Origin of the sequence: Phyllobacterium sp. A18/5-2 (assembly GCF_025452215.1) — a bacterium.
Lineage (GTDB): Bacteria > Pseudomonadota > Alphaproteobacteria > Rhizobiales > Rhizobiaceae > Phyllobacterium > Phyllobacterium sophorae.
In genome coordinates this window covers 16,968-41,677 of the sequence record NZ_CP104966.1, presented here as the reverse complement: position 1 = coordinate 41,677, position 24,710 = coordinate 16,968, and the positions used below count along the sequence as shown (strand labels likewise).

14 protein-coding genes and 5 pseudogenes are annotated in these 24,710 nt (G+C 58.1%); 13 read left to right on the top strand and 6 right to left on the bottom strand.

The genetic code is table 11. The features are described from left to right. Positions 1-44 precede the first annotated feature (44 nt). From N8E89_RS00195 to gltX, 5 genes and pseudogenes are all read left to right on the top strand, one after another. Positions 45-479, top strand: a complete 435-nt coding sequence (locus N8E89_RS00195) for a GFA family protein (protein WP_262261970.1) — start codon at positions 45-47, stop codon at positions 477-479. Between the two features lie 54 nt (positions 480-533). After that, positions 534-884 (top strand): diacylglycerol kinase, encoded by a 351-nt coding sequence (locus N8E89_RS00190; RefSeq protein WP_106662935.1) that lies wholly within the window; start codon positions 534-536, stop codon positions 882-884. A gap of 53 nt (positions 885-937) precedes the next feature. Beyond that, positions 938-2,613 (top strand): annotated as a pseudogene (locus N8E89_RS00185) (NAD+ synthase). 390 nt (positions 2,614-3,003) lie between these two features. Next, a complete protein-coding gene (locus N8E89_RS00180) occupies positions 3,004-4,797 on the top strand; it encodes an ABC transporter ATP-binding protein (RefSeq protein ID WP_262261969.1) in 1,794 nt (597 codons plus the stop codon). A gap of 66 nt (positions 4,798-4,863) precedes the next feature. Beyond that, entirely contained in the window at positions 4,864-6,237 is a 1,374-nt protein-coding gene (gltX, locus tag N8E89_RS00175; RefSeq protein WP_262260736.1) for a glutamate--tRNA ligase, read from the top strand. On the opposite strand, the gene N8E89_RS00170 is transcribed toward gltX, so the two are convergent. Together N8E89_RS00170 and N8E89_RS00165 are read right to left on the bottom strand one after the other, a co-directional pair. Beyond that, positions 6,155-7,060, bottom strand: a complete 906-nt coding sequence (locus N8E89_RS00170; protein ID WP_262260735.1) for a DUF2865 domain-containing protein — start codon at positions 7,058-7,060, stop codon at positions 6,155-6,157. The two genes, gltX and N8E89_RS00170, sit on opposite strands and share 83 nt — an antisense overlap. 179 nt (positions 7,061-7,239) lie before the next feature. Next, positions 7,240-9,538 (bottom strand): annotated as a pseudogene (locus N8E89_RS00165) (NADP-dependent malic enzyme). A 226-nt stretch (positions 9,539-9,764) separates the two neighbouring features. Here N8E89_RS00165 and N8E89_RS00160 point away from each other — a divergent pair. From N8E89_RS00160 to N8E89_RS00150, 3 genes are all read left to right on the top strand, one after another. Further along, complete coding sequence (locus N8E89_RS00160; RefSeq protein WP_112759758.1) at positions 9,765-10,586, top strand: UDP-2,3-diacylglucosamine diphosphatase; 822 nt, start codon at positions 9,765-9,767, stop codon at positions 10,584-10,586. Next, positions 10,576-11,658: a glycosyltransferase family 4 protein gene (locus N8E89_RS00155; protein ID WP_262260732.1), complete on the top strand. Its 1,083-nt coding sequence runs from the start codon at positions 10,576-10,578 to the stop codon at positions 11,656-11,658. The genes N8E89_RS00160 and N8E89_RS00155 overlap by 11 nt, the downstream gene beginning before the upstream one ends. Positions 11,659-11,811: 153 nt before the next feature. Then, positions 11,812-13,017 carry an MFS transporter gene (locus tag N8E89_RS00150; protein WP_262260731.1) on the top strand — a complete coding sequence of 402 codons (1,206 nt, stop codon included), beginning with the start codon at positions 11,812-11,814 and terminating at the stop codon, positions 13,015-13,017. A 10-nt stretch (positions 13,018-13,027) separates the two neighbouring features. On the opposite strand, the gene dgcA is transcribed toward N8E89_RS00150, so the two are convergent. After that, on the bottom strand, positions 13,028-14,011 hold the full coding sequence (gene dgcA / locus N8E89_RS00145; RefSeq protein ID WP_262260730.1) for an N-acetyl-D-Glu racemase DgcA: 984 nt from the start codon (positions 14,009-14,011) through the stop codon (positions 13,028-13,030). Positions 14,012-14,068: 57 nt separating this feature from the next. Between dgcA and N8E89_RS00140 the strand changes: the two are divergent. The 4 genes and pseudogenes from N8E89_RS00140 to N8E89_RS00125 all read left to right on the top strand — a co-directional run bounded on the left by N8E89_RS00140 (position 14,069) and on the right by N8E89_RS00125 (position 17,791). Next, positions 14,069-15,245, top strand: a pseudogene (locus tag N8E89_RS00140) (ABC transporter permease). A gap of 20 nt (positions 15,246-15,265) precedes the next feature. Next, the gene (locus tag N8E89_RS00135) at positions 15,266-16,144 is read left to right on the top strand and encodes an ABC transporter ATP-binding protein (protein WP_106662945.1); all 879 of its coding nucleotides are present in this window, start codon (positions 15,266-15,268) and stop codon (positions 16,142-16,144) included. A 3-nt stretch (positions 16,145-16,147) separates the two neighbouring features. Next, positions 16,148-17,140, top strand: coding sequence for an MlaD family protein (locus N8E89_RS00130; protein WP_106662946.1), 993 nt, complete (start codon positions 16,148-16,150; stop codon positions 17,138-17,140). A gap of 20 nt (positions 17,141-17,160) precedes the next feature. After that, positions 17,161-17,791 (top strand): annotated as a pseudogene (locus N8E89_RS00125) (ABC-type transport auxiliary lipoprotein family protein). Positions 17,792-17,795: 4 nt separating this feature from the next. On the opposite strand, the gene N8E89_RS00120 reads toward N8E89_RS00125, so the two are convergent. Beyond that, the gene (locus tag N8E89_RS00120; protein ID WP_262260728.1) at positions 17,796-18,221 is read right to left on the bottom strand and encodes a rhodanese-like domain-containing protein; all 426 of its coding nucleotides are present in this window, start codon (positions 18,219-18,221) and stop codon (positions 17,796-17,798) included. A gap of 85 nt (positions 18,222-18,306) precedes the next feature. On the opposite strand from N8E89_RS00120, the gene ftrA reads away from it, so the two are divergent. Then, positions 18,307-19,302, top strand: coding sequence for a transcriptional regulator FtrA (gene ftrA, locus N8E89_RS00115; protein WP_410010390.1), 996 nt, complete (start codon positions 18,307-18,309; stop codon positions 19,300-19,302). 76 nt (positions 19,303-19,378) lie between these two features. Here the strand turns inward: ftrA and N8E89_RS29205 are convergent. Further along, positions 19,379-21,756: pseudogene (locus tag N8E89_RS29205) on the bottom strand (kinesin); the annotation flags it as partial. A gap of 1,147 nt (positions 21,757-22,903) precedes the next feature. Then, on the bottom strand, positions 22,904-24,349 hold the full coding sequence (locus N8E89_RS00100; RefSeq protein WP_262260725.1) for an apolipoprotein A1/A4/E family protein: 1,446 nt from the start codon (positions 24,347-24,349) through the stop codon (positions 22,904-22,906). Positions 24,350-24,710 lie beyond the last annotated feature (361 nt).

The window sequence follows — 24,710 nt, the reverse complement described above, 5'->3', positions numbered from 1 at the left end:
CGGCGTCGCCTAAGTTCGTCGTCGATAATCGGGAGGTTGTGGTTGTGGTCGAGTTGCGTCGGGGCTCTTGTCTTTGCGGGAAAGTACATTTCGAAACGCGGGGAAATCTGCGTGGCGTCGTTTATTGCCACTGCTCGCAATGCCGCAAGCAAACCGGCCATTTTCTGGCGGCGACCAATGTTCAGGACGATTCGATAAGCGTTTCTGGCGAAGAGAATATCGGCTGGTATGAGGCGAGCCACTTTGCCAAGCGCGGCTTCTGCAAAAACTGCGGCTCCGTCCTTTTCTGGAAACACAACGAGCTTGACTATATTTCCGTCATGGCAGGGGCATTCGATTATCCTTCCGGACTACGCGCCGAAAGCCATATATTCGTCGCCGACAAAGGCGACTATTACGAGATTGGCGACGACCTGCCGCAATATGAAAAAAGTGGCGGTGGTGTCGTGGTTGCGGGGGCTGACCGTTCAAAGGATTGACGCGCGCCAATCTCCCCGTAAAGCTGCCCTCAGCGGAAAATACGGGGGCGGGGCATGCATCGGCTAGTATTGGCATTCATCAATTCCATGCGTGCGCTGAAGCATCTGGCGAAGCATGAGCAGGCGGTCCAGCAAGAACTCATTCTGTTTTTCCTTTCCATCCCCATCGCTGCCCTTATTGCACCCTCCGGTCTTTCTTTCCTGCTTCTGACCGGATCCGTTTTGTTTCTGATCATGATCGAAGTGCTCAACACCGGCATCGAGGCAGCGTGCGATGCGGTTTCATTGGATTTTCATCGCGAGATCCAGATCGCCAAGGATTGCGGGTCACTTGCCGTGCTGATTTCGATCATCCTGGTTGCAACGGTCTGGTTCTATACGCTCTGGACGGTGTTTTTTTCCTGATGCATGTTACCGCCCACATTGTTTATCGAACAACGAAATGCTAAATACTCAACATGAGCAAAAATCCCGACATTCTCCGTATCGCCATCGCCCAACTCAATCCGGTGCTGGGTGACATCAAGGGCAATCTGGCAAAAGCCCGCGAAGCACGAGCGGACGCCGCACGTCAGGGCGCCGATCTCGTCCTTTACACCGAGCTTTTCATTTCGGGTTACCCACCGGAAGATCTGGTGCTCAAGCGCGCTTTCATCGAGATCCTGTGAAAAGGCGGTGCAGGATTTCGCCCTGGATACCGCCGATGGCGGTCCGGGGGTCATCATAGGAACGCCGCTGAAGCGTGAGACCGGCTTGCACAATTCGGTCATGGTGCTCGACGGCGGTAAAGTGATTGCCGAGCGTTTCAAGGTCGATCTGCCGAACTATGGCGAGTTCGATGAAAAGCGTGTCTTCCAGGCTGGCCCCATGCCCGGTCCCGTCAATTTCCGCGGGGTGCGCATTGGTATTCCAATTTGCGAGGATATCTGGGGCGATCATGACGTTTGCGAAACGCTGGCGGAGAGTGGCGCGGAAATTCTCTGCGTACCCAATGGCTCGCCCTATTATCGCGGCAAGGTCGATGTGCGCTATCAGGTGGCGCTGCGTCAGGTGATCGAGACGGGACTGCCACTGGTCTTTGCAAACCAGCTCGGCGGACAGGACGATCTGATTTTCGACGGTGCCTCCTTTGCGTTCAATGCAGACAAGAACCTTGCGTTCCAGATGTCGCAGTTCGAGGAACAGCTGATCGTCACGACATGGCGGCGCGGAGCCAATGGCTGGGCATGCCATGAAGGGCCGATGTCGAGGATTCCGGAGGGCGAAGAGGCGAATTACCGTGCCTGCATGCTGGGCCTGCGCGATTACGTCAACAAGAATGGCTTCAAGGATGTCGTGCTCGGACTTTCCGGTGGTATCGACTCCGCGATCTGCGCTGCGCTTGCGGTGGATGCATTGGGCGAAGAGCGCCTGCGCGCCGTCATGATGCCTTATACCTATACGTCGAAAGATCTCGCTGAAGGACGCCGAGGATTGCGCCCGCATGCTTGGTTGCCGCTACGACATCGTGCCGATCTTCGAACCGGTACAGGGCTTCCTCAAGGCGCTTGGCCCGACTTTCGAGGGCACCAAGGAAGGCATTACCGAAGAAAATCTGCAGAGCCGCGCGCGTGGCACCATCCTGATGGCGATTTCCAACAAGTTCGGCTCCATGGTGGTGACCACGGGCAACAAGTCCGAAATGTCGGTCGGCTATGCCACACTCTATGGCGACATGAATGGCGGATATAATCCGATCAAGGACCTTTACAAAATGCAGGTCTATGCCATGGCGGAATGGCGCAACAACAATGTCCCCGCCGGTGGTCTCGGCCCTTCGGGCGAGGTTATCCCGGTGAACATCATCAAGAAGGCGCCCTCGGCCGAGCTGCGTGAAAACCAGACCGACCAGGATTCGCTGCCGCCTTACCCGGTTCTCGACGATATTCTGGAATGCCTCGTCGAGCACGAGATGGGCGTCGATGAAATCGTCGGGCGCGGTCATGACCGCGCGACGGTCGAACGCATCGAGCACCTGCTCTACATTGCCGAATACAAGCGCCGCCAGTCTGCGCCGGGTGTAAAGGTGACAAAGAAGAATTTTGGCCGCGACCGGCGTTATCCGATCACCAACCGGTTTCGGGATCGAAGCTAGACCGGCCAACTGTTGCAATCTGGCCGCACCAATATCCGAAAAGCGCCTGCCTAAAAAACAGGCGCTTGGCGCCCGGGAACGATTCACCTATAAGCGATCTTCCGGCAATGAAGACCGGGAGGTTCACGAATGACAGCTTTTTCCATGTCCCCGCGGGGCGGCGTTCGTTCCTGACACGTGATGACGGGAAGCCTTACGGCCTCTCGATTGACTTCACGAAGTCAAGGTAACTCATCGCCGACATTGGCCTTTCCTGTATCCAGGCGAGTCGCCAAATCAATCATGCCGTACTGATTCTCGTTCCCTTTTCACGGCATTCTTGTCTGAATTTTCTATTGAGGCCGGTGCGCTTGGCGCTGGACATTATCATGTCTTTTTTTCGATCTCGACCTGCGCGGTGGTGCATTCCGCAGCGTTCTTGGATTCACCTGGAAACACTGGCAAAGGCAGCCGGTGCGTCTGGCTGTCATTCTTGGTGCGGTGTTGCTTTCGACACTGGCCGACGTTTTGACACCGCTCTATTCAGGGCGGCTCGTTGATGCGGTCGTCAATGGTCACGCCACCGAAGCAGTGGTCTGGAATGCCGCAATCGCGGCGTTCTCGGCGTTGCTTGCCTTGTCGCTGGGTGCGATCGTCCTGCGGCACATCACTTTTATTGCGGTCACGACTCTGACATTGAAGATGATGTCGGATATTGCGTTGGGTGCATTCTACCGTATCCAGCGGTTTTCGACCGACTGGCATGCAAACAGCTTTGCCGGCTCGACCGTGCGCAAGGTAACGCGCGGGATGTGGGCGCTCGATCTCCTGAACGATACGCTGTTGCTCGCCCTGTTCCCGTCGATTGTCATGCTCGCTGGTTCAACAGCACTTATGGCGTGGTACTGGCCAATGATGGGTGTGATCATCGGCATCGGATCGCTGGTCTTTGTCTCGGTCACGATGATGATGTCGCTTGGTTATGTCGCACCGATGGCAAGCCTTGCCAATCGCTGGGACACAAAGCTCGGCGGATCGCTCGCCGATGCGGTCAGCTGCAATATGGTGGTGAAGGGGTTTGGTGCGGAGAGCCGTGAAGATGCTCGCCTGGCCAAGGTTCTGACCAAATGGCAGGACCGTACAGCCCGCACCTGGATCCGCGGCACACGCAACGGCACGACGCAAGGCTCGATGCTGCTTATCCTTCGGGCTGCGGTCATCGGCTTTGCGCTGATACTGTGGTCGAATGGGCAGGCGAGTGCGGGTGACATCACCTTTGTGCTGACATCCTTCTTCATCCTGCAGGGCTACCTGCGGGAAGTCGGGATGCATATCCGCAATTTGCAGCGTTCGGTCAATGACATGGAGGAATTGGTTGATATCCAGAGTCAGCCGCTTGGCATTGAAGACAGGCCTGGCGCCAAGCCGATCCGGATCACCAATGGCAAGATCGAGTTCGACAATGTGACCTTCCTCTACGGTGCGCATCGTCTGCCGCTCTACGACCGGTTCTCGGTGACGATCCGGGCAGGCGAGCGGGTGGGGCTGGTCGGTCACTCCGGATCGGGGAAGACAACTTTCGTCAAGCTGATCCAGCGACTGCATGATGTGAAGGCCGGTCAGATCCTGATCGACGGTCAGGATATTGCCGGCGTGCGCCAGGCCTCGCTGCGTCAGCAGATCGCCATCGTGCAGCAGGAGCCAATCCTGTTTCACCGGTCTTTGGCGGAAAATATCGCCTATGCGCGGCCCGGTGCCACGCAGGAGGAGATCGAGGAGGCTGCAAGGCAGGCCAGCGCGCATGACTTCATTTCGGCTTTGCCGAAGGGGTACAGCACGCTGGTGGGGGAGCGGGGTGTCAAGCTTTCCGGCGGTGAGCGGCAACGCGTGGCCATCGCGCGGGCGTTCCTGGCAGATGCACCCGTTCTCATTTTGGACGAGGCAACCTCCAGCCTCGATTCTGAATCGGAGGTGCTGATCCAGCAGGCCATGGAACGGCTGATGCTGGGACGGACGACGCTGGTGATTGCTCACCGCCTGTCGACCGTGCGTTCGCTCGACCGGCTTCTGGTCTTCGACCACGGCCGGATCGCCGAGGAAGGCAACCATGAAGCGCTGATCAGGCTCAATGGCGGTATCTACCGCGGCCTGTTTGAGCGGCAGGCGCTCGAGCTGACCAAGGGGCTTGTCCTCAACGACGACTAAGAATATGGGCCGCGTGCAAGCGCGGCCCATATTGCCAATTGTAGCGGCATCCGATATGCCCCCAGCATGACCATCACCGTCCGTTTTGCACCATCTCCGACCGGTTACATCCACATTGGCAACACGCGGATTGCCTTGTTCAACTGGCTGTTCGCGCTGAAGAACAATGGCCAATTCATCCTGCGCTTTGACGATACGGATACTATTCGTTCCAAGACGGAATATGCCGAGGCGACGATCGCGGATCTTGACTGGCTGGGTATCAAACCGGTGCATATCGAGTACCAGTCTAAGCGTATTGCGAACTATGACGCGGCAGCCGCGAGGCTCAAGGCATCGGGCCTGCTTTATCCCTGTTATGAGACGGCCGAGGAACTGGAACGCAAGCGCAAACTGCGTCTGGCCCGCCGCCTGCCGCCAATCTATGGCCGGGATGCGCTTAAACTGACAGATGCCGACAGGGCAAGGCTTGAAGCGGAGGGCCGGCGTCCGCATTGGCGTTTTCTCCTGCCAAACTTCAAGGACGATCCATTTTCGATTGCGAGGACCGAAGTTCACTGGGACGATCTCGTGCGTGCCAGGGAAACGGTCGATCTTTCGTCGCTGTCGGACCCGGTTCTGGTGCGTGAGGACGGCACCTATCTCTATACGTTTACATCGGTCGTCGACGACATAGATATGGAAATCTCCCATATCATCCGTGGCAATGACCATATCACCAATAGCGGCGTTCAGATCTCGATCATCGAGGCTCTGGGGGCGAAGGTCCCCGAACTCGGGCATATCAACCTCCTGACGACCGCCTCCGGCGAGGGAATTTCCAAACGTACCGGGGCGCTCTCGATCGGCAGCTTGCGCAGTGACGGTTATGAGCCGATGGCTGTTGCCAGCTTGGCGGTGTTGATCGGTACATCGGAAAATGTCACTGCTGTATCCAGCATGGATGCGCTTGCAGCGATTTTTGATCCCGCGGCCACATCGAAATCCGCGTCGAAGTTCGACCCTGCAGACCTCGATGCACTCAATCGGTCGCTGATTCACGCCATGCCCTTCGCCGACGCGAAAGAGCGTCTTGAGGCGCTGGGGATCAAAGGCGATCGCGCAGAAGATTTCTGGCTGGCTGTGCGCGGCAATCTTTCGCGCGTGTCGGATGCCGCCAGCTGGTGGGAGATCATCAAGGACGGCCCTGCATCGGATGAGCAGCTTGCCGAAGAGGATCGCGAGTTCGTCGGGGCCGCGTTCGATCTGCTACCGCCCGAGCCATGGAATCGTGACACATGGAAACAGTGGACCGATGCCGTAAAAGCGCAGAGCGGGCGAAAGGGCAAGCCGCTATTCATGCCGCTGCGTGTCGCGCTTACCGGCCTGACTTCTGGTCCGGAGCTTGCAGACTTGTTGCCCCTGCTTGGTCGGGAAGGAACGCTGGCCCGACGACCCTGACCTTGCGGTTGGGGTCGATGGGCTTGTCTTCGGTCAAGGGTTTCGGCTTCTCGATATTTCCCTTCGCTGGCTCGCCCAATTGAATAATTGAAGAGGGGTTCGCTGTCCCCGCAGCAGGTGCGGGCTCCGCAGGTTTGCTTTCCGTGGGTTTCGCCGGTTCTGACCTGGCTTCGAGCGATTTGTTTGCATCGGGAGCTGGTACGGGTTTGACTGGTTCCACGGGTACTTCCCGCGGATTTCCCAGCGTCTTGAAGTTTCCGGCAGGCTTCTGGCAAAAACATTGCGGCGTTGCAGTGGCGCCAACATTCCTGAACTTGAAAGCGTTCGGCATGTTTTTGTAAACATCCCCTCTCAGCGAAATCATTGTTTCAGGATTCTGGTTGTCGGTCGGCTGATAAAAAAGCTTTGCGCCCGGGCATTGGGCCTGACATTGCGTTTGATCACGCGAGAAATTCTCGGCACCCGTTTCGTAGGAAATCGGGAAATAGTAACCGTCGCATGTGCGCACGCACAGCGTCTGATAGCGGCCGCCGTAAACCGGTGCTGTGCTCATGTCCGGCTCGATCGGTTCCGGCTCGTTCCCGAGGATATCATAGGGACGCGGCTGAGCCACATCGCCTGGCAACTCCTGCAATGGCTGGTCGCGTTGCGGCTCATCGTAAAGCGGGACATCGCGCCGGGGCTCCGCATGGATCGGCTCATCGATTGTGGGGCAGTCATTTGCATCAAGCGCCGCTTCAACCCGATCGCGCCGGAGCGTGAGTTCATAATCGTCCGGATCAGAGCTGCTGTTAAGCTGATCAAGCCGTTGCTGCATCCGCATGCAAATATCTGAATTTGCAGAAGCAAGCTGCGTCGTTGCCACAATGGCGGCAACGGCAAATACAAGGAGGTGAAGTATCCGATACATCCAGAAGCCCGGGGTTATCATGCGCATTCGAGGGGAAACGAATGCGCATGACCCATCCACAATGATGCGGCAGTAATGAGACATTCGCAGGCTTATTCCGTACGTTGTGATGCCTCCACAACAGCCAGAGCCGTCATGTTGACGATCCCGCGTGATGTCACGGACGGCGTCAGGATGTGCGCCGGCTTAGCCGCGCCAAGCAGGATCGGTCCGACGTGCAGTGCGTCGGTGACCGTCTTGACGACGTTGAGCGTGATGTTTGCCGCATCGAGGTTGGGGAAGACCAGCAAATTGGCTTCGTCGCGCAGGCGCGAATGCGGAAGAACGCGCTCACGCAGGACCTGCGAAAGTGCGGAGTCGCCGTGCATTTCACCGTCCTGTTCCAAATCCGGGGCCTTCGCCCGCAGGATTTCCGAGGCAGTGCGCATTTTTGCGGCGCTATCGGAATCGCGCGAGCCGAAATTGGAGTGAGACAGCAATGCTGCCTTTGGCTCGATCCCGAAGCGGCGGATTTCATTGGCCGCAAGAACAGTCTTTTCGGCGATTTCCTCGGCGGTCGGATCAATGCTGACATAGGTGTCAGTCAGGAAGAGCACGCCGCGCTGCGAGATGAGCAGGCTCAGGGCAGAAAAAATTGCGGATGCCTTCGGATTTGCCGATGATCTGGTCGACGTTGCGCAGGTGCCGTTCGAAACGGCCCTCGAGCCCGCAAATCATCGCATCAGCTTCACCGCGAACGATGGCAAGGGCAGCAATGGCAGTGCTGCTGCCGCGAACGACGCTTCGCGCCACTTCCGGCGTCGTGCCGCGCCGCCCGGTCAAATTGACGAGGAGATCGACATAGTCGCGGTACCTCGGATCGTCTTCGGGGTTGATGACGTCGAAATCGGTGCCGATCTTGATCTTCAGGCCGTAGCGCTGCAGACGAGACTCGATGACCTGCGGACGCCCGATCAGCGTAGGGACGGCGATCCCTTCCTCCAGCACCACCTGCGCAGCACGCAGGACGCGCTCATCTTCGCCGTCAGAATAGATCACGCGCTTCTTCTCGGCAGTCTTTGCTGCCGTGAAGATCGGCTTCATGATCAGGCCGGAGCGGAAGACGAAACGGTTCAACCGGTCAAGATAGGCGTCGAAATCCTCGATGGGACGCTCGGCAACCCCGGTCTCCATGGCCGCTTTGGCCACTGCCGGGGCGATGCGCAGGATGAGGCGCGGATCGAAAGGCGAAGGAATGAGGTAGTTCGGACCGAAAGTTGGCGTTTCACCGGAATAGGCGCGCGCCGCCACATCCGATGGCTCTTCGCGGGCGAGCGCCGCAATGGCCTTCACCGCGGCCATTTTCATTTCCTCGTTGATCGCGCTCGCCCCGCAATCAAGTGCGCCACGGAAGATGTAGGGGAAGCAAAGAACGTTATTGACCTGGTTGGGGAAATCCGACCGGCCCGTGCAGATCATGGCATCGGCGCGCGCGGCGCGTGCTTCTTCCGGCATGATTTCCGGGTTCGGGTTGGCAAGTGCCATGATCAGCGGGTTGGGGGCCATCTGCTTCAGAAGCTCAGGCTTCAACACGCCAGCGGCGGACAGGCCAAGGAAAACGTCAGCGCCGCCGATGACGTCGGCGAGCACGCGTGCATCGGTCTTCTGCACGTAGACTGATTTCCAGCGATCCATCAACGTATTGCGGCCTTCATAGACGACGCCATCGATGTCACAGACCCAGATGTTCTTCCGGTCAGCACCGAGTTTTACCAGCAGGTTAAGGCAGGCAAGGGCCGCTGCGCCGGCGCCGGAAGCGACGATCTTCACCTTGGAAAGGTCTTTGCCAGCAAGCTCCATACCGTTGAGGATAGCCGCTGCCACGATGATCGCCGTGCCGTGCTGATCGTCATGGAAGACAGGAATGTTCATCTTGGCGCGGAGCTGTTCCTCGACCTCGAAACATTCAGGAGCCTTGATGTCTTCGAGGTTGATACCGCCGAAGGTCGGCTCGAGTGCCGCTACCACATCGACGATCTTGTTGATCTCCTGGGCGTCGATTTCGATGTCGAAGACATCGATATTGGCGAATTTCTTGAACAGGACGGCTTTGCCTTCCATAACGGGCTTGGATGCAAGCGGTCCGATATTGCCGAGGCCAAGAACCGCAGTGCCGTTGGAGATGACGGCGACGAGGTTGGCACGGCTCGTATAATCTGCTGCCGTTGCCGGATTCTCGTGAATGGCAAGACATGGCGCGGCAACGCCAGGCGAATAGGCAAGTGCCAGGTCGCGTTGATTCCCCAGCGTCTTCGTAGCCTGGATTTCCAGCTTACCCGGTTGAGGAAAGCGATGATAGAACAGGGCGCTTTCTTCAAGGTCGGAACTGCTGGGTAGGTTGTCCTTGGCCATGGATGAAGTCCTCCGGGAAAATTGGCTCAGCGTCATAAATTCGCGTTTCAATTTGTGTAGCACGCATAAATAACAGCGCGAGGCATAAATGAAGTCTATTTTGTTACAAGTGTTTATCTTCTGAAAACACCGACTTTTCCGTGCCGTCATATGATTGTGACATGAATCGGGTTTGTGTCAGCGCAACTGGACGCCCCGGCGTCAGCGCTGAACGGAGATCAGCACCATGGTCGAGCACGAGGCCCGTAAGTTCCGTACGCTGTTTTTGTCCGATGTACATCTCGGCTCGAAAGGCGCGAAGGCAAATTTCCTTCTCGATTTCCTGAAATACCACGATGCGGATACGATTTATCTTGTCGGCGACATTGTCGATGGCTGGCGCCTGCGCCGCAGCTGGCATTGGCCACAGGAACACAACGATATCGTCCAGAAGCTTTTGCGCAAGAGCCGCAAGGGCGCCCGCATCCTCTATATCGCGGGCAATCACGACGAGTTCCTGCGCGATTTTCAGGGGACGCATTTCGGCGGCATCGAGGTGATGGATCGCACGATGCATGAGACAGCCGACGGCCGGAAGTTCCTGGTCATCCATGGCGACCAGTTCGACGTCGTGGTGCGCAATGCCCGGCATATCGCCTATCTCGGCGACTGGGCCTACGACGCCGCGCTGGCCATCAACACGATCATGAACAAGGTACGGCGCATGCTCGGCCTGCGCTACTGGTCGTTTTCGGCCTGGGCAAAGTTCCGGGTCAAGAAAGCTGTGAACTTTATCGGTTCATTTCAGACAGTGGTTTCCGAGGAAGCCCGGCGTATCGGCGCTGACGGCGTAATTTGCGGTCATATCCACCACGCAACGATCGAGCACATAGACGGTATAGAGTACATCAATACCGGCGACTGGGTGGAAAGTTGCACCGCAATTGTCGAACATCATGATGGCCGCATGGAGCTGCTGTCGTGGACGCATCTGATCGGCGAGCTGGCCGGTTTCGCACCCGTCGTTCGACTGGACGACAAGCGTCCAAAGGCGGCGAATGCGGCCTGAGGGTAGCGCCCAGCCAAAACGGCTCGTCATTGTTTCTGACGCCTGGCACCCGCAGGTGAACGGTGTGGTGCGGACGCTGACCAAATTGCGCGAGCAGATGGAAGCGCGCGGCTTTGAGGTGACGATCATTTCGCCGGCAGATTATCGTTCGGCCCCCTGTCCAACTTATCCGGAAATCCGCCTGGCGTTGACCCATCCGCTCGCGGTCAAGGCGCGTATCGAGGCGCTTCAGCCGGCTTTCGTCCATATTGCCACGGAAGGCCCACTCGGCATCATGGCGCGGCGAGCTTGCCTGAAGAACAATTGGCGCTTTACCACCAGCTTCCACACGCGATTTCCCGAATATCTGCGCGAGAGGCTGCCGATCCCGCTTTCCTGGACCTATGGTTTCCTCCGGCGTTTTCATAATGCGGCTGAAAGCTGTCTTGTCCCCACGCAATCCATCCATGACGAACTGGTGGCCCGGGGCTTCGATACGCTTAAGGTGTGGACGCGCGGCGTGGACCGGGAACTCTTCCGCCCCCGACCGGAAGTTGATCTCAAGCTGGCCCGTCCGATTTTCCTGTGCGTCGGCCGTGTTGCACCGGAAAAAAACCTCGAAGCGTTCCTGTCGCTTGATCTGCCTGGAACCAAGCTAATCGTCGGCGACGGTCCGGATCTGGAGGAATTGAAGCGGAAATACCCGAAGGCCGTGTTTGCCGGCAAGAAAGAGGGCGATGAGCTTGCCCAATTCTATGCGGGGTCTGATGTCTTCGTTTTCCCAAGCCGCACCGACACATTCGGACTGGTGCTCCTGGAAGCCATAGCCTGCGGTCTGCCCGTCGCTGGCTATCCCGTGCCCGGCCCAAAGGATGTAATCGGCGCCTCGGGTGCGGGCGTCCTCTCAAACGACTTGCGGGAAGCGGCGCTCGCCGCGCTGGATATGGGCCGCGTCGATCCCGATGTCAGGCTCCAGGGTTTCAGCTGGGATGCCTGCGCCGATATTTTCGAGAGCGTGCTGACCACAATTGTCGGTTCGAGGGAACTTGCAGCGAGCAAGGTGAAATCCAGTCGCGCTGTATCTGCTCAATAGCAATATTCCATTTGTTGGGAAGTCAATTCTCAATCGAAGAATAAAATCACCAGCGTTTCTAGGCGCTTGGGAATTTTCGTGTTAGTTCGAAAATTCAGGCAACGCAGGGTTGCGATTCTGCCTGGGCCATTCTGATCTTCCGAAAGTTCTTCAATGATAGCCGCCGCCTCAGCGGACACGTACCAGGAGAAGCCGCCTCGATCCGAGCTGCGGGTTGCACTGGCCTATTTCGCGATTTTCATGTCCAGCGGATTGCACCTGCCGTATTTTCCGCTGTGGCTCGAGTACCGCTCCCTGACGCCGACGCAAATCGCCATCGTCCTGTCCATGCCGCTTTTCGTGCGTGTCATTGCAGCGCCGCTGGTTTCCATGCTCGCAGACCGCTCAAACGACCGCGCGCATATTCTGACCATTGCCACGATCCTCGCGGTCCTGGTCGCTGCCTTCTACTTTGTGCCCTTCGGCTTTGCGGGAATTCTGGTTGTTTCGCTGGCATTGGCACCGCCGTGGACATCGCAGGTACCGCTTGCCGACACAATCGCCTTGTCGGGTGTGCGCCGCTACGGCGCTGATTTTGCCAAGATGCGTGTATGGGGATCGATATCCTTTCTGCTCACCTCTTTCGTTGGCGGTATTTTTATCCAGAATGTGGGCGAACACATCATACCTTGGGCATTGCTGGGCACACTGATAGCAGCATGCGCCATGAGCTTCATTGTGCCGCGCATCGGCAAGCCGCGCCGCCTGTCTCCACTTTCGGATGTGGACATGGCGGACGCGGGCAGGGCGCTGCGACGGCCGGCCTTCGTCACCTTTCTGATCGCCACCGGCATTACCCAGGCCAGTCATGCCTATGGCTACAGTTTCTCCGCGATCTATTGGAAATCGATCGGTATCGGGGAAACCATGATCGGAACGCTGTGGTCGATTTCCGTCGTGGCGGAAGTGATCATGTTCACCTGTTTCCGCCGGCTTTTCGGCCGCCTTCACCCGGCCAAGGTGCTGATGATCGGCTCGGCAGTCGCGATGTTCCGATGGACGGTGTTTCCGCTCATTGCTCCGGCCGGTCTGGGCGTCGCCGGGTTTCTGGTTGTCCAGAGCCTGCATGCTTTCTCGTTCGCGCTTTCGTTTCTCGGCATGCAGAAGATGATCGCGCTTACAATTCCCGAAGAACGTGGTGGCACTGCCCAAGGCCTTTCAACATTTTTTATCGGCACATCTCTGGCAATTGTCACGATGGCATCCGGCCCGCTCTACAGCGCCACCGGCATCTATGGTTTCTATGTGATGGTCGCTTTCGCTGCCTTCGGGCTCTTCCTCGCGAATGTCTCGCTAAGGCTCGAACAACGGGAGGCCTAGGGCAAGGAATCTAGCCCCAGAGTTCCGGTTCGGGTGGTGAGACACGGCTGCCTTCGAAAACCAAACCGGGATCGCGATCTTCTTTCAGGATCAGGGGACCATCGAGATCGACAAAATCCGCGTCCTGAGCGACCAGTGTGGCAGGTGCCATCGCCAGCGACGTTCCGACCATGCAGCCGACCATGATGCCAAAACCAAGTTCGCGGGCGCGCTTTTGCATGCGTAGCGCCTCCGTCAGACCGCCGGTCTTGTCGAGCTTGATGTTGATACTGTCGTAGCGGCCAAGCAACGTGTGAAGATCATCGGTGCCATGGGCGCTTTCATCGGCACAGACCGGCACAGGGTGCGGTATCTCGGCAAGGATATCGTCCTTTCCGGCAGGGAGAGGCTGCTCGATGAGCACCACGCCGGCCTTGGCCGCAGCAAGCATGTTCTCAACGATGTTGTCGCCGCTCCAGCCCTCATTGGCATCGATGATGATGCGGCTCGCAGGTGCCGCCTCGGCAACCAAGCGAATGCGTTCCGCATCATTGTCCCCGCCCACTTTGACCTTGATCAACGGCCGGCCGGCAAAGGCAGCAGCTGAAGCAGCCATCGCCCGGGCATTACCGAAAGAGACGGTAACTGCCGTGGTAAGGTCCCGCAACGGAGGCAGCCCGACCATGTCCGCCACCAGCTTGCCGCTGCGCTTGGCCTCCAGATCCCATAATGCACAATCAATGGCGTTGCGGGCGGCACCTGCACCGATGAGAGCGGGCAAATCCTCCCGGGTGGCGCCGTTCAGCAACGCGTCGCGCAGCTTTTCAATTTCGCCGCAGACAGAATCGAGGCTTTCGCCATAGCGTGCGTAGGGCACACATTCGCCACGTCCGACATAGTCGCCATCGGTCAGAATGCAGAGCACGACCGCAGCTTCGGTTTTTGAGCCGCGGGAGATTGTAAACGCCCCCGCTATGGGCCAGCGCTCAACCATTATCTCCATTTTTAGTGCCATTTTTCACGCCTTAATTGTTCAAGTGACATCAGCCAAGAGACTCGATATGTGTGTGTGATGTTGACCGATAGAGCAAACAATTCAAGTGCTTCTACCGCAGCGCCGCCTCACGTTGAATTCAGCAAGGAAGGCGATCGCGCGACGGTCACGCTTACTGGTGCATGGACGACCCGCAACGTTCGCCGCGTTGACGAGCGTATGCGCGAAATCGGTCGCGATAACGGCTTTTCAAGTGCTGTAATTGACCTTTCGGGCATTGAATTGCTCGATACCGCCGGAACCTGGCTGGTCGAACGCTTGCGTACCAGGCTTGAAAAGGCCGGCAAGCAAGTCACGATCGAGGGCCAGGCCGAGAGTTGGGGCGCGCTGTTTGAGGCTGTGGGCGAAGCTGCGGCAGCCCCCGAGGATGCAGTTCCTGCCGCAAAGCCCAGTCTGGTGATCTCGCTTTCTGGAGACCATTGGCAAAACCGTCTACGCCTTTGGGGACGATTTCATCATGGCGATGCACATCCTGGGCGCCACCGTACGCGGCGCCCAGATGAAGGGTAGCGGCCGCAGCGGCATCAGGCCCGCGGCCATCGTTCACCAGATCGACAGCATGGGTATCGGCGCCGTTCCAGTCGTTGTGCTGATGTCAACGATCATCGGCGCGATCATCGCGCAACAAGGTGCGTTTCAGCTGCGCTATTTCGGGGCCGAGATTTTCGTCGTTGATCTCGTCGGTATTCTCGTCCTGCGCGAAATCGGCGTGCTTCTGACCGCGATCATGATTGCCGGGCGTTCCGGCAGTGCGATCACGGCAGAGATAGGCTCGATGAAGATGCGTGAGGAGACGGATGCGCTGACCGTCATCGGTCTCAATCCGGTGGGTGTTCTGGTATTTCCGCGCCTTGTCGCGCTGGTGATCTCACTGCCATTGCTGACGATCATAGCCGACTTTGCCGCTCTCATGGGCGCAATCGTCATCACCTGGGCCTACTCCGGAATCACTCCCGACGCATTCATTCAGCGGCTGCGCGATGCCATTGATTTGTCGAGCTACTTGGCGGGCTTGATCAAGGCACCATTCATGGCGATGATCATCGGCATCATGGCTTCCGTCGAAGGAATGAAAGTCGGTGGAAGTGCGGAGTCGCTTGGCCAGCGTGTGACCGCATCCGTGGTCAAATCGATTTTCGTGGTGATCGTCGTTGATGGTATTTTCGCTATCTTCTACGCATCGATCAATTTTTAGGTCAGGGACCGCCGAGGCGCATGACTCCGACAGCAGCCAACAAACAGATCCCCGACACAGAGGCCAAGGATGTCATCCTTTCTATAAAGGATGTCAGCGTTTCATTCGGCACGTCGAAAGTGCTCGATAATCTGTCACTTGACGTCTATCGCGGCGAGATTCTTGGTTTCGTTGGTGCATCCGGTACTGGCAAGTCGGTTCTTATGCGGGCAATACTTGGCCTGAACCAGAAGCAATCCGGAAAGATCAGCATTTTTGGCCACGATATCGACAAGGCTTCCGAACAGGAAAAGCTCGGCGTCGATATGCGCATGGGGGTACTGTTTCAGCATGGCGCGCTGTTTTCATCGCTGACGGTGCTGGAAAACATTCAGGTCCCCATGCGTGAGTACCTTGATATTCCACAAAGGCTGATGGATGAATTGGCGCGCCTGAAGATCGACCTCGTCGGACTGAAGCCCGACACGGCGGAAAAATACCCGTCGGAACTTTCCGGCGGCATGATCAAGCGCGCGGCTCTTGCCCGTGCACTGTCGCTCGATCCGGAGATTGTCTTTCTCGACGAGCCGACCTCGGGTCTCGATCCGATTGGCGCGGCGGATTTTGATGAGCTTATCGCCAACCTGCGCGATACGATGGGGCTTACGGTCTACATGGTGACCCACGACCTCGACAGCCTGTTCGCGGTTTGCGACCGAATCGCTGTATTGGGTAAGAAGAAGGTTCTCGTTGAAGGAACCATCGACGACATGCTGGCGTTTGATGACCCGTGGGTTCAAGAATATTTCCGCGGCAAGCGTGCGCGCCAGATCGTCAGCAATGGCAACAGCAGGCGGCGGCCAGGAGGCGATGGAACGACGCCACAGCCTGCACAAGGACGAGAAGGTCAGGTGGAATAGACCATGGAAACGAAAGCCAATTATGTCCTGGTCGGGATTTTCACGCTGGTCGTCTGCATTTTTGCGTTCGGCTTTGTCTACTGGATCGCCCGTTATGGCGATCGAAGCGAAACTGCCACGCTTGAAATCCGCATCGTCGGCTCTGTTACCGGCCTCGCCGAAGGCAGTCAGGTGCTTTTCAACGGTATCAAGGTGGGCAGCGTCCGGCGGCTGTTCATCGACGCCAATAATCCCGATGCGGTGATCGCCCAGACGGAAGTCAACGCAACGACTCCGATCACCCGTTCGACACAGGCGACGTTAGGCTTTGCCGGCTTGACCGGTCAGGCGTTCATCGAGCTCAAGGGCGGCAAGCTCAACGAGCCGAACCTGCTCGAGGAAGCCGCGAAAGACGATCAGATCGCCCGCATGGATGCTGATCCTTCGGTGGTGAACAACCTTCTGCAAAAGGCGCAAACGATCCTCGAACGCGTCGACGGTGCGGTGAGCACGATCGAAAGTTTTATTACCGAAGTGAAGGGCCCTTTGGTCGATACGGTCAACAATACGAAGAAGTTTACCGACGCGCTCGCGAACAATTCGGAAGTCATCGACAAGTTCAGCCAAAGCGCGGAAGACGTGCAGGCCGTGGTCAAGGAGGCGCGGGAAATGATGACGCGTCTCAATTCTGCATCGACCCGGGTCGATGGCGTTCTCGTCAAACTCGACAAGCAACTTTCGGATCAGGATGGCAGTGTTGTGAGGGAAGCGCGCGAAACAATGCAATCCTATCGCGCAGTGGCCGACAATCTCAACGCGCGACTCGGTCCGATCACCGACAACATCAACCGATTCTCTGGACAGGGCTTGCGCGACGTGCAGGCGCTCGTAAATGAGAGCCGTCAATCGGTCCAGCGGATCGAGCGGGCGATCACCGATCTTGAAAAGAACCCCCAGCGCGTGATTTTCGGTGGGGGAGGCAACGTTCCTGAATATGACGGGCGCACACGCCGTTGACTTTGGCAGATCTGCATCGCATGAAGGCTAACGGATCGTTGCGCTTCGCGGGGACAGGGGCATTGGTGAATTCAAGAACGACAGTTGCCGCTCTGCTGATCACCTTGTCCGTATCAGCCTGCGCCAGCAGCAAAAAGCTTGATACATTTGATCTTTCCAGTGCCTCGCCGTCCGTTACTTCACCGCGAAAGCAGGGGCGTCAAATCCTGATTGCCGCGCCGTCTGCACTCAAGGCGCTCGATGGCGAAAACGTTGTCGTTCGCTCGGGTCCCAATTCGATTTCGTTCCTCAAAGGGGCGCAATGGGCCGACCGGCTGCCGAATATCGTGCAGTCACGCCTGATTCAGGCCTTCGAAAGCACACGCCGCCTTGGCGGCGTGGGCCGTCCAGGCGATGGCCTTGCCATCGACTATCAGGTGATCAGCGAGATCTCGCACCTTCGACATCGATGCTTCCGCGGGAGAGACCGCGGTTGTCGAGCTCGCCATAAAGATTCTCAATGACAAGAATGGAACCGTGCGCTCTTCGCGCGTCTTCCGCTCGACATCGCCGGTCAGCGGGCCAGGCAATGAATCGTATATCGCCGCTCTCGATCGCGCGTTCGACAGTGCCACCAGCGATATAGTGGCCTGGACACTGTCGGTTATTTAGCCGCTCAGGCAGGCCTGCTCAGGTCACCGGCGTCGGGGCCGGAAGCAAAGGGCAGCTCTTCGTCCGCCCATCCGGTGATTCCGCCGATCATGATTTTCACGGGACGGCCAAGTCTGGCGAGTTTCAGCGCGGCCTGATCGGCTCCATTGCAATGAGGGCCGGCACAGTAGGCGATGAACAGCGTGCCGTCTGGCCATTCTGCCATACGTTCGGCCGATATTTCGCGGTGCGGCAAATGGATCGCGCCAGGAATGTGGCGGCGTTCGTATGCAGCCACTGTCCCGACAACATGGAGAAGCACGAAATCCTGGTTGCCTGTCATCAATGCCGATGCGACATCGGCACAATCGGTCTCTACTGAAAGCCGGCGGGAAAAATGTTCGATGGCGATCTTGGCCGGGGCGGCGGGAACATCGGTTACGTAGCTCATTTTGTTCTCCTTTGTGGATGGCCTATCAATAGGACAGCCATGGAAGGTCTGGTAGTTGGCGAGATTGCCATATATCGTCAAGATCATGTCAAACTCATCCGTTGCTTCCCGCCTTGAAAACCCGCTCGTCGTTGCTGTTGCCTATGATGGGCTCTGCACGTTCGAATTTGGCGTCGTCGTCGAAATGTTCGGACTGCCCAGGCCCGAGATGGGCGATGACTGGTACAAATTCGCAGTCGCCAGCATTGAAATGGGCGAACTGCGTGCCACGGGTGGTGTGCGCATCATCGCCGATGGTGGCCTCGATCTCTTCGACCATGCTGGAACGATCATCATGCCGGGCTGGCGCGGCGTCGAGCACTCCGTGCCTGAATCGCTGGTGCAGGCGTTGAGACGGGCGCATGACAACGGCACCCGCATTCTTTCCATCTGTTCCGGTGTCTTCGTTCTGGCCGCGGCGGGCCTTCTGTCGGGGCGCAGGGCAACCACCCATTGGCGCTATGCGGACCTGCTGACAGAGCGCTATCCGGACATCGAATTTGCCCCGAATGTACTCTATGTGGACGAGGGCAACATTCTGACTTCAGCGGGAAGTGCGGCCGGAATCGATCTTTGCCTGCATCTCATTCGCCGGGACTTCGGCACAGAAGCGGCGAACAAGGTGGCGCGGCGTCTCGTGGTTGCCCCGCACCGCGATGGGGGACAGGCGCAATTCGTCGAACGGGCCGTGCCAGCGCAACATGAGGGTGCGCGATTCTCCCCGCTGCTCGAACGCATGCGCAAAGAACTGCACCACGGCTATTCCATCGCGGCCTTGGCAAAGGCCGCCGGCATGAGCCCGCGTACTTTCCTTCGCCGGTTTCAGGCAGCGACAGGTTTGACGCCAGCGAAATGGCTGTTGTCGGAGCGTTTGGCAAAAGCACGGGAGATGCTCGAGAGCTCATCCATATCTGTCGAAAAGATCGCTAAATCCACCGGGTTTGGTACCGCAGCGACATTGCGGCACCATTTTCGCCAGGAACTGGCCACGACGCCGACTGCTTACCGCGAGATGTTCGGTCAGGAACAGGAATTGTTGTGATGGCTGAAATGTTTTCGCTTCGTCTGACAAAAAAACGCGGCTCAAGGCCGCGTTTTTTCTTGTCTGGACCAACATGTTACCGCAGGCGATTACTCGCATGTGCCAGCATCGTGTAGACCTTGCCAGTGTCTGACGTCAGATAGTTCTGCGTCATGACATTGTCGCGGTCGTTGCGGCTCACGTCTTCGAGAAGACGTTCGAAATCATCCATGTAACGATCCACAGCGCGGCGGAATTCGCTGTCCGCCGTGTACTTGCGCTTGATCTCGTCGAATGTCTGCTGACCCTTGAGCGTATAGAGGCGGCGCGTGAACACGTTGCGCTCGCCGGCACGGTAACGTTGCCAGAGTTCGACCGATGCCTCGTGATCGATCGCACGGGTAATGTCGATCGACAGCGAGTTCAGCGATCTCGACCACCTGGCCCGGGGAACGGGCACCGGTCTCAGGCGATTTCGCCTTGGGATCCGACTGGGCCTCGTCGCTGGAAGCGCGGCGCAGCAGGTCCGAGACCCAGCCATTGCCGGCCGGACGCTGAGCCTGTGCCGCGGTGCCACGGACATCGATGCTGCCACGCATTGCCGGTGCGGCAGGCGCTTGAGCTGTTGTGGCCCTCGGTGCTGTCGCCGGTTCGCTACGCTGCGGCTGCGCCGCAACGGCGGATGTGCGAGCCGGAGCAGCTGCGCGGGCGGCGCGAGCTTCGCCAACGTCCGTGAGGCGGCCGGATTTCTGAACGATTTCCGACAGTTCCTTCAAAGCGTTGATCTGTTCGGAAACAGCCTTGCGCATTTGTGCGGTCGACTGTTTTGCTTCTTCCGGCATGTCCATAACGCCGCGCTGCAATTCGGAACGGGTTTCCTCGAGTTCCGCGCGAATGGCGGCGGATGAGCGACGGATTTCGTCCGTTGCAGTGGCGAACTTCTGCGATGCCTGTTCGACAACCTCCGAGATCGAATTGCGGATCTGTTCGGTCGTCTGCGACGCACGGCCTTCGGCTCGATCGAATGCCGAGGATACCAGCGATTCTGAACGAACGCATGGTCTTCTCGATGCCCTCCGATTTTGCCACCAGTCCGGCTGCCAGATTTTGCAGCGCTTCCTGGCGTTCGTCGAAGGTCGATGCGAGGTTCGACTGCGATGCGTTGATCAGTTCCGATGCCGAGTTCAGCATGCGGCCATGTTCATCGAAGCGCTTGGCGATGGCGGCAATGTCCGTCAGCGTCGAACCCGACAGCTCTGACAGCTTGCCGAGATTACCGTCGATGAGACGCGTCGATGTCTCGAAAGACTCCGCAGCCTTGGTGGCATTTTCGGCAAATGCGGTCGTCGTGTCGAGAAGACGCCCGTCGATGTCGCCGAGGTTCTTGGTCGCCATATCGATCAGTTCACCGAGCTTCGCATTGGAGGCGGAGAGGCGGTCGATGAGATTGCTGACGTCGTCGGTGAGGCCAGCCTTAGCCGCCTGGACAGCGGTGATCGTCTCGGCCGTGCGGCTGGCGATCGCGTTGATCAGAGCCGCATTTTCGACACGCAGACGTTCCGTTGCGGCCGTCGTCGCTTCGACGAGCTGTGAAGCCAGCGTGCGGCCATTGTCTGCGAGGCTGTCGACCAGTGGCTGTGCGGTATTGTCAAGGATGCCGATGATTTCCTGCGAACGGGCAGCAAGGACTTCGTTGAGTTCGCGGGTGCTCTCGGCAAGCTTGGATGCGGTAGAATCCGTCGCGGCGGAGAAGCGGGCCTCGAGCGCTTCCAGATTGGCTGCGGCTTCGCGGGCGCGCTCACCAAGACGCTGTTCGGTTTGCGCCAGGCTCTCATTCATGCGCTGGCTGAACGCCTCGCCATGACCGTCCAGCGCTTCACCGGCCTTCTGTGCCTCACCCGTGAGCGAAGAGGCGGCTTCGGTGATCTTGTCGCGCAAGGTGCGTGCAACGACGGAAGCGCTCTGCTCCAGCGACTTGCGCACATTGTCCACGCCCATCGCGAGCGCGTCCTGCATGGTCGTCGTGCGCTCGTCGATGGTTCCACCGTGGCTTTCGAACGCCTTTGCCAGCACTTCGGCGCTGTCCTGCAGCACAGCCTGAAGCGCAACTGTGCGGTCGCTGATCGCGCTGGCTTGATTGTCCAGCGTCTGGCCGATGGCGGCATTGCCCTGTTCCATGGCAGCCCGAATGCCGGCGATACGGTCATCAAGCACGCTTGCATGCGCATTCAATGTATCACCGATACGGGTGTCGCTATCCGACAGGGTTGCCCGGATCGCCGCGGCCCGCTCTTCGAGAGCGCCGATATGCGAAGCGAGCGTGTCGCCGATCTGGCTGTTGCTGGTGTCGAGCACCGAGCGAATACCCGATGTGCGCTCTTCAATATCGTGGGCATGCTGAGCGAGGGTCTCGCCAATGCGTGCGTGGGTATTCTCGAGTGCCGACTGGATGCCGGCAGTCCGCTCATCGAGCGAAGACGCATGGGTCGCAAGCGTCTGGCTGATGCGCGCATCGCTGTTGACCAAGGCCTGCTCGATACCCGCGGTGCGATCCTCGATAGAGCTGGCATGAGAAGCCAGAACGTCGCTGATGCGTGCGTCGCTGTCGATGAGTGCCTGGCCGATCCCTGCAGTGCGTTCTTCGATTGCGCTGGCGTGAGTGGCCAGAACATCACCGATACGCGCATCGCTGCTGGTAAGTGCGGACTCGATGCGGTTCGTCCGATCGTCCACGGAATCAATGAATCCACCGAGCGTGTCATCGATACGCGCGCCGCTGTTAAGCAGTGTCGATTGAATCTCCGCGTTGCGGGCGTCGATGGCCTGCGTATGGGCCGAAAGGGTCTCGCCGAGCTTGATATCGCTGCTCGACAATGCCTGCTGGATTTCCTGATTGCGCTCGTCAAGGCTCTTGGCGTGCTGATCCAGGGTCTGGGCGATCTTGGAATGCGTATCGACGAATGCAGCGCGCATTCCGGATGTGCGATCGTCAATGATCTTGGCATGGGCATCAAGCGTCTGACCGATGCGGGAGTCGTTCGTCTGGATCGCCGCCTCGATGCTGGAACTGCGCAGGTCGATTGTGCGTGCATGTTCGTCGAGCGTTGCGCGAATCTTGGCATCAGTATCCGAGAAGGCGGCGTGCATGCCAGAGGTACGGTCTTCGATCGCTTTTGCGTGTTGTTCAAGCGCCGAGCCGATGCGGGCATCATTGTCGTCGAGGGCCGTACGCAGCCCGGCAGCGCGATCTTCGAGGGAGACAGTGTGGCCCTCGACAATCTGGCCGATGGCGGCGGTGCTGCTTTCGAGAATGGTTTTGAGATTTGCGGTGTGATCGCCAATCTGACCGGCCTGTTCGAGAATGAGCGAGGCGGCGCGATCCGTTTCACTCGACAGCGTGGCTGCCAGTGCCTCACGGCTTTCAACCAGTCTGTCCGCAAAGGCTGCCGCATTGGTGGACAGCAGGCTGCCAACCGATCCCGACAGGCTCGACAGATCGTTGCCGATCTTGGCTTTGGTCTCGTCGACGATCCCGTCGATCGAGGCGCGGCCATCGGTGAAGGTCTTGGCGATATCGCGGGTGCGCTCGATCAGCTGTTCGTTGATCTGGCGTGCACGGGCTTCAAGCGCCGAGTTGAGACGCTCTGTGCTTGTGTCCAGCGACTGCGCGCGTGTCTCGAACTCGGCAAGCAGCGAACGCCCGCGTTCGTTGATCGTCGTATCGAGGCCGGCAAGACGTGTGTCGAATTCGCCGACAAGGGTCTGGGTTGGCGTCGCCGAGCAGCGAGAGCATGCTGTTGGTGCGGCCATCGAGTGTGTCGGCCAGTTTCAGCGTTACGGCGTCGGTCTGTTCGGACAGGGCAGCAATGCGCATTTCCAGAAGATTTGCAAAGGCTTCGCCGGAAGTGCTGATCTTATGTGAAATGTCGTCGGAGCGCGTAACGATCGATTCGGAAATTGCCTGGCCGCTCTGGGTCAGGCGGTCGATGAGGGTTTCGCCCGACTGGCTGATCGACATCGTCAGGTTCGTCGAAGCACTGGAAAGGTTTTCGCGCAACGCATCACCGGCTTGCGACAGTTCATCCTTCAACTGTTCATGCGCACTCGATATCGAGGCGCGAACACGTTCGGCGTGGCCAATGACAGACTCGCGTTCACCGCCGAGCCGGTCGACCAGCGTCCGGATACGATACTCATTGTCCGTATAGACGCGTTCGAGCTGATTGACTTCGGTCTGGACAAGGGTTTCGAGTTCAACGGCGCGGGCGAGCGTGCGCTCGACACCCTCGCTCATCGCCGCAACTTCGCGGCGCACGGCTTGTCCCAGCGAGGCAACACGGTCCGAAGACAGCATTTCCGGTTCGGACAGACGCATGGCGGCTTCAGCCATGGAGCGCGCGGCATATTGCATTTCCTGAGCGCGGCGTACCATCAGGGCGAAAGCCCAGAACAGCATGATCGGTACAATGATGGCCGCGGCCAGTCCGATTGCATAAGGCGCTGCGGCGAAGTCCGACAATGAGCGGATCGACCATAGCGAGGACCCGTAAAGTGCGTTGCCGAGGACAAGCACGCCGGCGGCCCAGAGGACGCTTATGATTGCGGTAACGAGACTATAGGATCTTGGTGCCTGCACCGGGGCCGATGGACGCGAGGCTGATTTCGTCTGCAGCAGATCATCGTTTGCCGGCTTGAATGTCTGCGCCGGTATGGCCGGAGCCTTGGGTGGCGCGGGCGGTGCGGCGGGGATCGGATTTGCGGCCTTGATCTGAGGTTTTGGCGCGGGCAGGGGAACGGCAGCCGCCGCCGCAAGAGGCGCCTTGATTTCAGCCGCTTTCACAGGTTCCGGCTCTGGAGGAGCATTGTGCTTTTCGGCTGCGAGCTCCTGTGCTGCCTGTGAAATCTGGGCTTCCAGATCGTTCAAGGACAAAAGATCGTCATCGATTGGGGACAAATCCATGTCCATCCCAAGCGTCGACTCGTCGAAATCAATTTCGAGAGCCTTTTCAAGAGCTTCCCCGAGTTCTTCTTCGGTCTTCGCTGCTTTGCTTTTAGGAGCTGTGGCCATGTTTACCTCACAATATTGGGCGGTGACCACATGTGGAGCTCACCGCGCCATACTCATTACGCCGCTACTGTATCGTACTGGCACATGGCTTGGAAAGAAACAATGGATTCGGGAAATGCTTAAAAGTTTAAACACAAGGTTAATTTTTGCGCGTGACCCAAAAAATCGCTTGTTTGATTTTTTGACGCCCGCTGCGTCCTTGGTGAGGCCCAGGAACCAGCGGCACAGTATGATCGAATGAAATTTCACAGGAAAATCAAAATTTACCGAACGTTCACCATAAGTGCCTGTTTTTACACCGCGACTGCCACGTTTTAACCTTGAATCATCGGCATTTGAATAAACTCGTTAGTTCATTTGT